The organism is Martelella sp. NC20, from assembly GCF_013459645.1.
GTDB lineage: Bacteria > Pseudomonadota > Alphaproteobacteria > Rhizobiales > Rhizobiaceae > Martelella.
Map to the genome: position 1 here is coordinate 1534080 of NZ_CP054861.1, position 12093 is coordinate 1546172.

At 58.7% G+C, this 12093-nt stretch carries 11 protein-coding genes; 3 read left to right on the forward strand and 8 right to left on the reverse strand.

From position 1 onward, the window contains the following. Positions 1 to 21: 21 nt before the first annotated feature. The 8 genes from HQ843_RS07390 to HQ843_RS07425 all read right to left on the reverse strand — a co-directional run bounded on the left by HQ843_RS07390 (position 22) and on the right by HQ843_RS07425 (position 10111). Positions 22 to 426 (reverse strand): PAAR-like domain-containing protein, encoded by a 405-nt coding sequence (locus HQ843_RS07390; protein WP_180899132.1) that lies wholly within the window; start codon positions 424 to 426, stop codon positions 22 to 24. Continuing rightward, positions 423 to 1508, reverse strand: a complete 1086-nt coding sequence (locus HQ843_RS07395; RefSeq protein WP_180899131.1) for a DUF2169 family type VI secretion system accessory protein — start codon at positions 1506 to 1508, stop codon at positions 423 to 425. Before HQ843_RS07395 ends, HQ843_RS07390 begins: the two co-directional genes overlap by 4 nt. Positions 1509 to 1521: 13 nt before the next feature. After that, the gene (locus HQ843_RS07400; RefSeq protein WP_180899130.1) at positions 1522 to 3153 is read right to left on the reverse strand and encodes a lipase family protein; all 1632 of its coding nucleotides are present in this window, start codon (positions 3151 to 3153) and stop codon (positions 1522 to 1524) included. Further along, the gene (locus HQ843_RS07405; RefSeq protein WP_180899129.1) at positions 3050 to 4171 is read right to left on the reverse strand and encodes a hypothetical protein; all 1122 of its coding nucleotides are present in this window, start codon (positions 4169 to 4171) and stop codon (positions 3050 to 3052) included. Before HQ843_RS07405 ends, HQ843_RS07400 begins: the two co-directional genes overlap by 104 nt. A gap of 214 nt (positions 4172 to 4385) precedes the next feature. Further along, entirely contained in the window at positions 4386 to 5915 is a 1530-nt protein-coding gene (locus HQ843_RS07410) for a hypothetical protein (protein ID WP_180899128.1), read from the reverse strand. Beyond that, positions 5908 to 7062: a hypothetical protein gene (locus tag HQ843_RS07415; protein ID WP_180899127.1), complete on the reverse strand. Its 1155-nt coding sequence runs from the start codon at positions 7060 to 7062 to the stop codon at positions 5908 to 5910. The genes HQ843_RS07410 and HQ843_RS07415 overlap by 8 nt, the downstream gene beginning before the upstream one ends. A 13-nt stretch (positions 7063 to 7075) precedes the next feature. Next, entirely contained in the window at positions 7076 to 9145 is a 2070-nt protein-coding gene (gene tssI / locus HQ843_RS07420; protein WP_180899126.1) for a type VI secretion system tip protein TssI/VgrG, read from the reverse strand. 33 nt (positions 9146 to 9178) lie between these two features. Beyond that, positions 9179 to 10111 (reverse strand): LbetaH domain-containing protein, encoded by a 933-nt coding sequence (locus HQ843_RS07425; RefSeq protein ID WP_180899125.1) that lies wholly within the window; start codon positions 10109 to 10111, stop codon positions 9179 to 9181. Between the two features lie 122 nt (positions 10112 to 10233). Between HQ843_RS07425 and HQ843_RS07430 the strand changes: the two genes are divergently transcribed. Genes HQ843_RS07430 through HQ843_RS07435 form a run of 3 tightly spaced genes read left to right on the forward strand, consistent with a single transcriptional unit; the run spans position 10234 to position 12021 of the window. Next, on the forward strand, positions 10234 to 11547 hold the full coding sequence (locus tag HQ843_RS07430) for an SMI1/KNR4 family protein (protein ID WP_180899124.1): 1314 nt from the start codon (positions 10234 to 10236) through the stop codon (positions 11545 to 11547). 3 nt (positions 11548 to 11550) lie between these two features. Then, on the forward strand, positions 11551 to 11673 hold the full coding sequence (locus tag HQ843_RS29770) for a hypothetical protein (protein WP_256432943.1): 123 nt from the start codon (positions 11551 to 11553) through the stop codon (positions 11671 to 11673). Between the two features lie 12 nt (positions 11674 to 11685). Next, entirely contained in the window at positions 11686 to 12021 is a 336-nt protein-coding gene (locus tag HQ843_RS07435) for a hypothetical protein (RefSeq protein WP_180899123.1), read from the forward strand. Positions 12022 to 12093 lie beyond the last annotated feature (72 nt).

Consider the following 12093-nt stretch of genomic DNA (forward strand, 5'->3'; position numbering starts at 1 on the left):
GCAGTCGAATATCCGGCTCCCTCAAGCATCATCATAATTCAGCTTGCCGAGCGTGTTCGATGGCCCGTCGGGGCCGGCGCAGTTCATTTCGCAGACGCAGTTGTCCTGAAGCACCTGATGGCCCTCGACCAGAAAGCTCGACTTGTTGGATTGCGGCCGGCACCAGCCGACATTGACGCCGGATGAAACCCCACCGCCGGTGCCCGGCTCGTTGCCGGTGACTTTCTCCGTGCGGCTTGCCATGGTGAACGCCTGATTGCCGCCGAAGCCGGTATTGGAGATCGTCTTCGTGCTCCATTCCAGTTTCGAGACGATCATATAGGGCACCGGCACCATTTTCGGGCCGCGCGGCGTCAGGCAGACGCAGGGCGAAAGGCAGACGATGCTGTTGGTCTCGCCGGTATTGCGGGCTGCACTGCGGCTCATGATGTCTCCTTTCTCAGGGCATGCGGCAGAATTTCGATTGCTGTCACATCGTCGGGATTTTCGATCGCCTGCCGCCAGACGAGTGTCATGACGTGCTTTTCCGGGTCCGGATCGGCGATATCGCAATGAACGGTATCGAGCCGTAGAACGAGGGTCCGGTCGTCGGCATTGGCATAGCGCACAACGGCCTTCAGCCCGCCCTCGGGAAGGCAGAACCGATAGGGCGCCGGGTCGTGGCGCATGCCGTGGACGGTGATCTGCTCCATGCCGGTGAGGAACGGCCTGAACTGCAAGGCTTGCGGCGCTGCATTCCAGAAGCCGTAGCCATAATCGGCCGGCATGCGCGGATGGCGTTCCCTGAGCCAAGCATCATCGAAGGTGCCGGCGAGCGCAAGACGCGGTTGCCAGGATTTCGTCAGCGGCGCGATCCCACAGACCGTCATCTCCGTGCCCGGAACCCAGGCGGCAAACTCGCCAACAAGGCCGATCTGCGGCGCGGGCAGCGCCTCGCCAGCCTCCAGCAGATAATCGCTGACCATGCCGCGCCCGACCGGGTTGAACACATGGGTGTCCTCGCTCTCCTCATCGATCTTCACCGTGCCGCCATAGGCATGCTCATAGGTGAGCGGCACCTCCTTCACCGGCGCGACGGAGGATAGCCGCCAGCGCTTTCCGCCCTTCGTCGCCTCCGGCTCCATCAGCCGTTCCCCGAAGACATGAAACCCGTGACTGCCGATCACCTCCGGCATTCCGCCATCAGCCCCTGGTCGCGCGATATCGACCCGAACCGGCCAGCTTTCCAGCGACTTTTCCTCCGGCGAACGGGCAATGGCAGAAAATGTCAGATCGGTTTTCGGCTTGAACGGCGCGATTTCGCTTTCCTGTTTGAGAGAAGAAAGGTTCGCCTCGCCGGAAAAAATATCGCTCAGCACCATCTCCGGCTGTTCTTTCGGCAGCACGGCCCGTCTCCCCTCACGGATATCGAACACCGCCCGCACCACCAGCACGCCCATCTCACTGCCATCGAGATACCAATGGCGGAAAAACAGGCACGGAAACGGAAGCGAGATTTGGGGGATCATGGCGACGTGCTCCCTATTGTTTCGGCTTGTCGAGCAGGAAGGTGAAGGCGCAGGTCGGCCAAAGGTGGTAGCAGCCGGAGGCGACCAGAAGCCGGCTCAGCTCCAGCCAGTCGAGAAGCCATGCCGGCCGCGACGCATCGCGATCATAGGGGACATGACGCCGGTGGCCGGCCATATCGATGTCCGGGTCCGGCTTGTTCATGGCATCCTTCATCAGCGCCTTGCGGGTGGTCGGCAGCAAATAACCGAGCAGCAGGCCGCCGATCCCCTCCATATCCTCAAGGCTCGCGCCTTTGACGGATTTGGCCAGAAGGTCGAGCACGCCCTTTAAAAACGTATCGATGTCGCGGCTGTGCTCGGCCAGATCCAGAACCGGCTTGACATAGCGGAATTGCGCGCCGGGAATGAGTTCCTGCGCCTCGAGCGGAAAGAGTTTCGGCAAGGCGCCCCACATCGGTGCGTATTCGAGCGACTGTCCACCAAGATTGTACGTTCCGGGACTGACGCCTTCGTAACCGAAGGGCATGGCGACCGCTTCCGGCATCTGATGGCCGCTCCAGCGCAACAGGCTGGACATGAACGGCACAAGCGGCGTGCGCGATTGCAGTGAGGACAGGATTTCCGACTGCACATAGCGGGAGCGGATCGGAATGGAGCAGGCGTCGGTGAGCGATGAATCATCCGCAGCTTTTGCCGTTTCCTTGCTCAACCCGGCGGCATTATAGGTCCAGCAGGAGATTTTGAGCTCGGGATAGGCTTTCTGCGCTGCCAGTGCTGCGGCACTGGCCAGTCCGCCGCCCAGAGAATGACCGACAATGCTCAATCGGTTGTTCCAATTGGAGGTTGCTTCCTTGGCGGCTTTTATTCCGTTGTCGATTGCTTGTTGGTATTGCTTCGGAAGGTGCCCCAACCCCTGAGCAAAATTGGTTGGCCAGTCACCCTTGTCGCCGCAATAAAGCGTCGCGGTAAAAACGATGGTCAGGGTCAGTTTGGTGTCGATCGGGGCCTGCATCAGCGGTGGCGTCCAGGTGAAGGACAAAGACCGGCTGACGGTCACATTGGAAAACAACGGCGTACTGTCTGAAAGGCCCGAGAGCTCCCGTTCCGGCTTTCCGTTATAGTCAGGTGACGGCGAGAGCGAGGTGTCGAAGGGCAGGCTGACAGGCGGGATAGCACTGCCAGGCTGTGCCGGTGTGTTACGTCCGGTCAGGGTGAAACGGCCTTTTATATTCAAGGCCAGTTTGGCAAAATCCTCCGGTTCGCTATCGCTGCCGCGAAAGGCCAGAACCGGCGGGCAGCATTGCGGCGCTTTCGTTCCACCTGCATTTTTCGGGGTGTAGAGGGCGCATTGAAACCCGTCACTGTTCTTGGTCTGCTTGACCTCCCAGGCCATGTCCCAATGTTCCATGTTGGCGTCGTGCCAGGGTTTCAGAGGGTCCGGCAGTTTGTCACGCGGCGTTTCATAAACCCGCATGATCAGCATCGAACTGACGCGCGCGCACAGTTTGGTCAAGGAGTCGCCGGAGATAATGCAGGTGTCTTTACCCATCCCACTTCTCCGTGCCGAATTCGTCAGCGACAATTTGCGGTGTGCCGGGTGGGGACCAGAGCTGACCGGGGGCGAGATAGAAACCGCCAACATCATCCGGTATCTTCATCGCCATCAGCTCTGCAATATCACCGGTTGGCTCACTGTGATTCCCTTTCAGGATGGGCTTCAAAACCTTTTGCAGAGCCCATGCTCGCCAGAGACCATCTGGCCCGGTGATACCAATGTAGTGATGGGCATATTGCTGATACTTCTTAAGTAATTCATCGAGTTTTTCGAGGTCTAAATTGTCATAATACCCGGCTTCAGCAACCCGAAACGTAATTTCCAAGGACCTTTTAGAGGTATTGGCAATGGTTGTTAAAAAGCTTCGATTTAAATAGTCTGAGCCCTTGTCTGGCACCTGAAACCACGGATCGGCATTATGTGCCAAAAGAATTAGCACGGCTTGAAGATTATATTCCGCACTGGAATCCGTCAGCAGGCTAAAACCCGCCTCTGAATCGTAGGCATTCGGGCCACCGCCGTTTTCCAGATAAAGCGTCAGGAACTGGTTGCCGAATGAGTAATCCGGAAAGGGTACGATCCGGTTGTCATCTTCTGGACCGAATGCCGTCCTGGTTGTGATCGCATCAAAGGCCAGTTCATCCTCATTATAGGTTACATCCGCGCCATGCCTCACCAGCGCTTCTGCCGCCGGGAAATTGCGGGACAGCAGCGCCTCGCGCAACAGATTGTCGGTGTAGCCCTGATCGATGCCGAACTCGCCTTCCGTCAAAGGATAGGTCTGGTTGATCTCTTCCTTGGTGAACTTCGCCAGATCGGCGTCAGATGGCGTTCGCCCCATGACGATGGCGGTCAGCAGCACCTTGATATCCATCGGCGCATCAGCAAAGGAGGTCTGCGCCCGTCTGAGGTTCTTCTCCCGCCATTGTTCCAGAAACGCCTCCTGATCCTTTTGCGCCTGTTCGGCCTCGGCCTGTTTCATGCTTTCCTCCACGGTCATGGGCGGTTGTCGGGATTGCGGTGCTTGCGGCGGCGCACGCAGGAACCAGCCGAAACCGGCCAGCATCGCCACGATAAAAACACCGCCAAAGACCTGGTTCCATTTCATGGGCGGCTCCATGACAGTGCGTCTTGTTGGGGGTGTTCGCACTTCGCCCGACAAACCCGCGTGATCAGCATGGAACTGACCCTCTCGCAGAGCTTGGTGATGGAGTCGCCGGAGATGATGCAGCTGTCCTTACCCATCCCGCTTCTCCGTGCCTTCCTGTTGCTTGGTAAGTGGCAGGGCATCCGGCGTTTCACGGATCATGGCGACGTGCTCCCTATTGTTTTGGCCTGTCGAGCAGGAAGGTGAAAGCGCAGGACGGCCACAGGTGATAGCAGCCGGATGCGACGAATATCCGCGACAATTCGAGGAGATCACGTTCCCATATGGGGCGAAGACTGTCCGCCGTGATCGGGGTCGGCCGTCTGCTGGTCGGTTTGCCCGCAGGCGGGGCCTTGATGGCACTCTCTTTCAGCCGCTCCCGTGCGTCGTCATCATTTCGCCAGAGCTTGAGCCCCTCGCCGATCGTGGAGAAAGGATGGGCAAGCATATACAGGCCGATATGGCTGATCAGGCGGTTCAAAAACAGGTCGAGCGTATTGCTGGTTTCGGCAATGTCGAGGATCGGCTTCAGGAAGGAGAAGGGATAGCCCGGCGCGAGTTCCTGATCCTCCAGCGGATAGAGTTTCGGCAGGTCGCCCCACATCGGCGCATAGTCCAGCGATTGGCCGAACAGTTCGGTCGGGCCGGGGCTGATGCCCTGATAGCCGAAGGGCATGGCAACCGCTTCCGGCATCTGATGGCCGCTCCAGCGCAACAGGCTGGACAGAAGCGGCACAAGCGGCGTGCGCGATTGCAGCGAGGACAGGATTTCCGATTGCACATAGCGGGAGCGGACGGGGATGGAACAGGCGTCGGTGAGTTTGGCACCTGCCGCTTTCGCGGTCTTTTTGTGCAGGCCCGCTGCGTTATAGGTCCAGCAGGAGATTTTCAGTTCCGGATAGGCCTTTTGTGCCGCCAGTGCCGCCGCGCTCGCCAGTCCGCCGCCCAGAGAATGGCCGACAACGCTCAACCGGTTATTCCATTTCGAGATTGCATCACCAGCGGCTCCTTTTCCTGCGGTAATCGCATTCTTATATTGACTGGGAACATTCCCCAGTCCTTGACTGATATTGGTGGGCCAGTCGCCGTTTTCGCCATAATAGAGCGTGGCGGAGAATGTGAAGGTGAAGGTCAGCATCAGATAGGATGGCATGGCCGTGCCGGCCGCGGTGTTGACCGGCAGCTTGCGCGTCACCGTCACATTCGAAAACAAGACCGTATTGTCGGAAAGCACGCCACTGGCATCTTTCAGCACGCTTTCCGGCTTGCCATTATAGTCCGGATTTTTGGAGAGCGTCGTGTCGAAGGCATGAACCTCCGGCTTGCCGGTAAAATTCTTCCAGCCCACCGTGGAATCGGAAGTGATCGTGACGGCGCCATTGATGTTCAACGCCAGTTCAGCAAAATCCTCATCGGTTACGTCGGAGCCGCGAAAGGCCAGTACGGGCGGGCAGCATTGCGGCGCTTTCGTTCCACCGGCATTCTTCGGCGTGTAGAGGGCGCATTGAAAGCCGTCGCTGCCCTTGGTCTGTTTCACCTCCCAGGCCACGTCCCAATGTTTCAGATTGGCGTCATACCAAGGTTTCAGCGGGTCCGGCAGCTTGTCGCGCGGCGTGTCATAAATCCGCGTGATCAGCATGGAACTGGCGCGCTCGCAAAGCTTGGTCAGCGAGTCGCCGGAGATAATACAGCTGTCCTTACCCATCCCACTTCTCCGTGCCTTCCTGCTGTTTGGTGAGGGGCAGTGCGTCCGGCGGTGACCAGAGCTGACCGGGGGCAAGAAAGAATCCGCCGATATCGTCCGGCACATCCATCGCCAGAAGCTCGGAGATAAATCCGGTTGGTTCACGGTTGTTGCCCTTGAGGATCAGCGGCAAGACCTTTTGCAAGCCCCATGTCGAAGCAAGATCGCTTGGACCAGTGGAGCCGACATATTGTTTGGCGATGCTTTGGTATTGCTCGATCAATCTGTCGAGCTTGTCCACGGGGGCATTGTCGTAGTGACCTGCTTTGGCAACACGAAAAGCAATTTCTAGTTGAATATCATATGCTGTGGCAATTGTGATGAAGAAACTGTCGTATCGATAGTCCGCCCCTTCGGCCGGCACCTGAAACCACGGATCGGCATGGTGCGCCAGTAGAAGCAGAATGGCCTGCAGGTTGTTATGACCGTCAGCGTACGTCAAAAGACTGTTTAATCCCTCTTTCACATAGGCATTCGGATCGCCGCCATTTTCGAGATAAAGCGTCAGGAACTGGTTGCCAAAAGCGTAGTCGAGAAACGGCGTCGCAGCCGTATCCGGGCGGTAGATGCCGAACCCGGTCAGCGTCGTAATCGCGTCAAAGGCCAGTTCATTGTCGTTATAGGTTACATCCGCGCCATGCCTCGCCAGCGCTTCGGCCGCCGGGAAATTGCGGGACAACAGCGCCTCGCGCAGCAGATTGTCGGTATAGCCCTGATCAATGCCGAACTCGCCTTCGGTCAGTGGGTAAGTCTTGTTGATCTCTTCCTTGCTGAATTTGGCCAGATCGGCATCGGAGGGCGTTCGCCCCATGACGATGCCCGTCAGCAGCGCCTTGAGATCCATCGGCGCATCGGCAAATGATGTCTGCGCCCGTCTGAGATTGCGTTCCCGAAACGCGGCGATGATCTGTTCCTGTTCCTTTTGGGCCTTCTCGGCCGCGTCGGCTTTCATCTCGGCCATGATTTCCTCCTGCCGTTGCTGCGCCTGAAGTTCCTGCCTCTGAAGCAGATGCCAATAGGCCTTCCCGCCCCAATACCCGCCGGCGCCGAGCCCGGCTGCGAGCGCCACCGAGACACCGGCGATCATGAGCGTCCGTTTCCATTTCATGCGGCTCTCTCCCTCAATTGACCTTGACGATATCGGAGAGGAGTTCGATCTTCTCGTCGCTTTTCTGGATGACCCGCTTGGCAATGATGTTGATCGTTCCGTCGGCGGTCATGATGATGCGCGCCTGGCCGCAATGGAGGATGATTTCCTCGCCGGCCGAAATCTCGATGCGGCGCTTGACGGTGAGGTCGTAATCCTTACCGACGGTCGTGGTCTTGTTGTCGCGCACATCCTCACTGTGGTTTTCGCCGATCGTCTGCGCCCTGCTCTTTTCGACCGAAATCATCAGATTGCCATTGCCCTTTTCACCCGTTTCGGGCCGCCCGAGCGCTTCGGCTGTCGTGCCGATGCCTTGGGTGTCGCGCGAGGCCGATGACGGCGTGAGGGTGCCGGTATTGCCCGGCCCGACCCGCAGCTCCATATTGCCGTCAACGATCTCGGTCAGGTTATTGCCGACCTCGATGCCCTTGTTGTGGCCGATGGACTGGACCCAGTTGTTGTTGATGCGTTCGGAGTGGTTGTTGTTGGTCTTTTCGTTGCGGTCCTTCTGGGCGTAGACATAGACCTCCTGCCGGTCGTTCTCGTCCTCGAAGCGCAGCTCGTTATAGCCGGGACCCTTGTGCGTCTGGGAGCGCCAGACGGTTCTGGTCTTGTTTTCGGGGAGCTTGTAGGGCGGCAGGTTGAGGGCGTTGTAGGAGCGGCCGGTGATGATCGGCTGGTCGGGGTCGCCGCGGACGTAATCGACGATCACCTCCTGTTTGACCCGCGGCAGGATCACCTCGCCGAAAGTGCCGCCCGCCGAGCTTGAAGCGACGCGGGTCCAGACCGAGGCGTGCTCATTGTCTTTCGAGCGTCTGTCCCACGGATAGGAAAGTTTCACGCGGCCCCAGTCATCGCAGTAGATCTCCTCGCCCTCCGGGCCGCTGACGGTTGCGATCTCCGGGCCGTCGGCTTTCGGCTTCGGCTGTTTCGGCGGGGCGTAGTTGAGGTCCGCCGGCATCGCCAGGAAGCGATTGGCATAGGTGGTCGCGCCAGCACCTGCCTCCTCTTTCAGCGCCTGCGGCTGCTCGCCCTCATGGGAAACGGAGAGCAGATGCCAGAAGACGTTGCAGTCGTCATTTTGATGCTCGGTGAGCATGACCTTATAGCCCGGCGTCAGCGCCGGCGCATTGGTGCGGCCCTCGCCGGTGGTGGCCTCGACGCGCACGGCCTCGAGCTGCGATCTGGTGAACGGCTTGCCCGCGACATCCTTCTTGTAGCCGCCCGGATAGTTGTAGAGATCGTAATTGCCCTTGGCGCCGTTATCGGCCTGACGGTCGGCGCGATGCTCTTGGCTGTACCCCGGATTGGTGAACAGCCTCTCGCGCTGGGTGAAGCTCGTCGCCCGCAAGCGCTCGCGGAAGGTGAAGCTGCGGCAGAAGACGCCCTTCGCCACGCCGCCGGGATTGGCATTGTATTCCAGTTCCGGCATTGCCTTCAGCTTCGGCACGATCATCGGCGTATCGATGAATGTGACCTGGTTCTGTCCGTTTTCGCCGGAGGTGAAGAAGAACCAGATGCCTTCCTCGGCGGCGATGCGGCGGACGAAATCGAGATGGGTTTCGTTGTACTGGACGCAATATTCCCGCGCTACATGGGCGCCCTCAAGCACGAAGCGCATATCCTCGACGCGGTTTTCCTTCAGCACCTCGGCGATGATTTCGGGCACGGTCTTCTGCTGGAAGATGCGGCTGTCGGAGCCATGGGCGAGCCGGCCGAGCGCAGGCATGAGGACGACGGTGTAGAAGGTGCGGTGAGCCCCCTCATCGCGGCGGGCCATATCGGCGATGATGCCGGAAATATGCCTTATGCCTGCATATTTGTGATGGATCGTCAGCGTCGCCGGTGTGTCGAGCAGGGCGTTGATATCGATCTTGGGATCATCGGAGACGAGTTCGATCACCACCTCGGAAAGCTCGAAGAGTTTCTCTTCTGACGAAAAGCCATGAACGAGAAGCTCCGCATCCTTCAGCGCCGGGGCCTCGAAGGTGAAGGCAATGTCCTGATCCTGGAAGAGGACCGGCATGTCGATGATGGCGTTCATGGTGATGTCCTTCCTGAAGAGCGAGCGGGTGGCTCAAGAGCGTGAGGCCGGGAAAGTGACCGGAAAGCCATTGGCGCCGATCCGTCCGGCGGCCTTCAGCACCTTGTAGGCACGGCGATAGCGGCGCGCCGATGTGTAGCTGAGCCCTGTTCTTTCGCGCAGCGCCTCGCCCTTGGCCGCGCCGTTATCGTGGCGCTTGCCGGACCAGTCATCGATCATCAGGTCGAGGAAATCCCTGTCGGCGGGCGTCTGCGACAGGCGTTTCTCGACATAGAGCACCGCCCGCCGCTCGTCGTCGATGACATTGGGCCTGTGGCCGTGACGGGCAGAAAAATCTTCCGGCGTGAGCGTCAGCAGGTCGCCGAACCGCTCTGCCCACCATGCCGCCCGGTCGTCGTGCCAGGAAAGGCCGAGCCGGGTGCGAAGGTTCATCAGGATCTTGGTGTCGAAGGGCAGGAACGCATCGAGCTTCATCGGAAAGTCGGCCCATTCGCGGATGAGGGCGGCAAGCGCCGGCGTCAGGACGACCTGCGGGCTGGTCTTGGGCCTGCCGATCTCGACGCCGCGCAGGATGGTGACACCAAGATCCGTCTTCTGTTCGCGCCGGACCTTGAAACGGGTTCCGTCGATATCGTCAACGATGCGCACCGGCTTTGCGAGCGCCGCCCGCCGCGCCCGCTCCTTAGGGTCGCGGCCATCGACAATGCCGAGACGCTTGCGGAATTTGAGGAGCCGCACCGATCCGAGCGGCAGGCCGGAACGCTTCTGCGAGAAGCCATGGGCAAGCAGGTGATCGGCGAGTTCGCGCGTCAGCACCGCTTCCGGCGTGCCGGTCGATCGATCTTCGGGATAGCCGAGGTAGATGGAAAAGCCGTGCCCGCTGTCAATCGCCTGCCGGCAGGAGAAGACACGACCGTCGATATCTGTGATTGGCGTAACGGCTTCCAGCATCGTCAGATGTGACACACGAATATCCTTGATGTCTAATATGACAGCGGAAGTTTTACAACTTTAAGGAAGGATGTCAATCATAGTCCGGCCAGATTGCAACCAGACTATGGCATGCGATCCATGAGGAGGCGCTGAAGATGAAAACTGTTCAGGATATCGCCGGGCAACTGGCCTTTTCGGATGATGCTTCCATCGAGCCTTATGCCCCGGAGTGCATCGCGGAGCTGGAAGACATGATGGCAGCGTCGTTTCCCGACGATTTGCGCTGGTATTTCGAACATTTTGGCGCCCGCAAGCTATGCGAGGGACAACGCTCTCTGCCGCTGTGCCTGGACGGCTATCACTATGTTGCCGATTTCGAGGGCCTGCCCGGCATCGCTGAAACCGAAAGGCGCTATCGGCGGCTCTGCGGTTATGTGATGACCGAGACGCTGCCGTATGACAGAAGACGCTATTTCCCGATCGGGCAAGTCAGCACGGCAACGATGAGCCTTTGTCTGTCGCTGCTTGTCAGCCTGCATCCGCTAAATTTCGGGACGGTCTGGGGCGTCAGCGCGCTTGCCGGACACCATCCGCTTGAACCGGTCCTTCTGGCGAAAGATTTCACGGCTCTTCTTGAGATGATCGAGCCAAAGGGCAGGCTGCCTGAACAGGCAAAGCAGCTTAACGATGCGCTGCTCGATAAAATCATCAGGGATCATGGGCCCAGGATCAAACCACAGCCGACAAGGGCGGCCAGTGCAAAGGCGCTTGTTGCGTTTTATCTGGATCACCCGGATGAAACCGTCTTCGACGGGCTGCACAATCTCGAAGTGGCCTATTACATTGGTGGCCAGAACTTCCACGGGGCGGCCGCTGCCATGGCCCAGGCTCAAAAGTCCTCGACCGACCTGTCCGACCGCGTGGTCCGGCCGGGACCGGTTCGCCGACGGCAGGTACGGATTTCGCAGCCACAAAGATTTGTCGGAACGTTCCGCATCTTTCCAGCGCAGGACAGCTATTCGATCGTGACGATCGAATCCGTCGTCGGTATCGACCAGGTTTTGGAGGAAACATTCGTGCTGCATCATTCCGATGCCGGATGGGCGCTCGTCGCCCGGCAGACGAGCAATGTCGATCCGGTCGAGGTCGATGGCTTCGGCACATTGGCATTCGACGTCTTTTCCGGCTGGCGCTTCCTGACCCCCGTCACGCCACGCTGGAGCAGGCTCCCGGTAGGCTTTCGCGCCGTCGGCGAAGAAGATGCGCTGACGCTGCGCCGCCTTGCATTCGTTCGGGATATTCTTAAGCGATCCGATCTGAGACCGGCGCTCGAAAAGCGCCTGTTCGATCTCTACCTGCCCTCCGTCATGCCGCTGCACACTGCTTTCGTCAAAGACGGCAAATATCATGAACGACTGCAGACTCGAACGGGCGGAATGCCCGTGATCAATTCTGCGACAGAAATATGAACGGTGATTGGCTCATCCGGCAGCGTCTATGTCGAAAATGACAGCCGCTTCACCTGGCGCCTGTCCATCAAGGGCAGCAGGAACCCGATCGACGTCACGGTCGAAGACGGGAAGATTCTCAAGTGAAGCTTTCCTGATATGGGATTGGCAATCGATGCTCGATTTCCAAAGGCCGCAGCCACCGCCTTTTTTTCTGACGGACGAGCACTCCACGAAATGATGCGAATAAAGAAACGTGGCTTTCCGGCGCAAATGCGAAAATCAGCAAAAGCCTGTTGTACTACCGATGCGAAAATCTATCCGTCCGGGACGGAAGCCTGCAAGGCGAATGCGACGCTATCGGCCCGGATCGCCGGTCATTTCGGCCTTCTGCTCGATTGCGGATGGCACATCACTCTGGGCGTGGCGGTGAAATCTGGAATGCGACAAGCCGGGAAAACAAATGCCAAAAATAAAAGGATAAAGCGTGTATAGAATGCGAAAAATGAATGTATAAATCCAGAATTTGAAAATCTTATCAGTTCAGCAGGAGAATGAACTGTAAAA

Excerpts from the sequence above, each read along its gene's own strand:
- HQ843_RS07390 (WP_180899132.1), bottom strand. The coding sequence starts at position 426 with ATGAGCCGCAGTGCAGCCCGCAATACCGGCGAGACCAACAGCATCGTC.
- HQ843_RS07395 (WP_180899131.1), bottom strand. The coding sequence starts at position 1,508 with ATGATCCCCCAAATCTCGCTTCCGTTTCCGTGCCTGTTTTTCCGCCAT.
- HQ843_RS07400 (WP_180899130.1), bottom strand. The coding sequence starts at position 3,153 with ATGATGTTGGCGGTTTCTATCTCGCCCCCGGTCAGCTCTGGTCCCCAC.
- HQ843_RS07405 (WP_180899129.1), bottom strand. The coding sequence starts at position 4,171 with ATGAAATGGAACCAGGTCTTTGGCGGTGTTTTTATCGTGGCGATGCTG.
- HQ843_RS07410 (WP_180899128.1), bottom strand. The coding sequence starts at position 5,915 with ATGGGTAAGGACAGCTGTATTATCTCCGGCGACTCGCTGACCAAGCTT.
- HQ843_RS07415 (WP_180899127.1), bottom strand. The coding sequence starts at position 7,062 with ATGAAATGGAAACGGACGCTCATGATCGCCGGTGTCTCGGTGGCGCTC.
- tssI (WP_180899126.1), bottom strand. The coding sequence starts at position 9,145 with ATGAACGCCATCATCGACATGCCGGTCCTCTTCCAGGATCAGGACATT.
- HQ843_RS07430 (WP_180899124.1), top strand. The coding sequence starts at position 10,234 with ATGAAAACTGTTCAGGATATCGCCGGGCAACTGGCCTTTTCGGATGAT.
- HQ843_RS07435 (WP_180899123.1), top strand. The coding sequence starts at position 11,686 with ATGGGATTGGCAATCGATGCTCGATTTCCAAAGGCCGCAGCCACCGCC.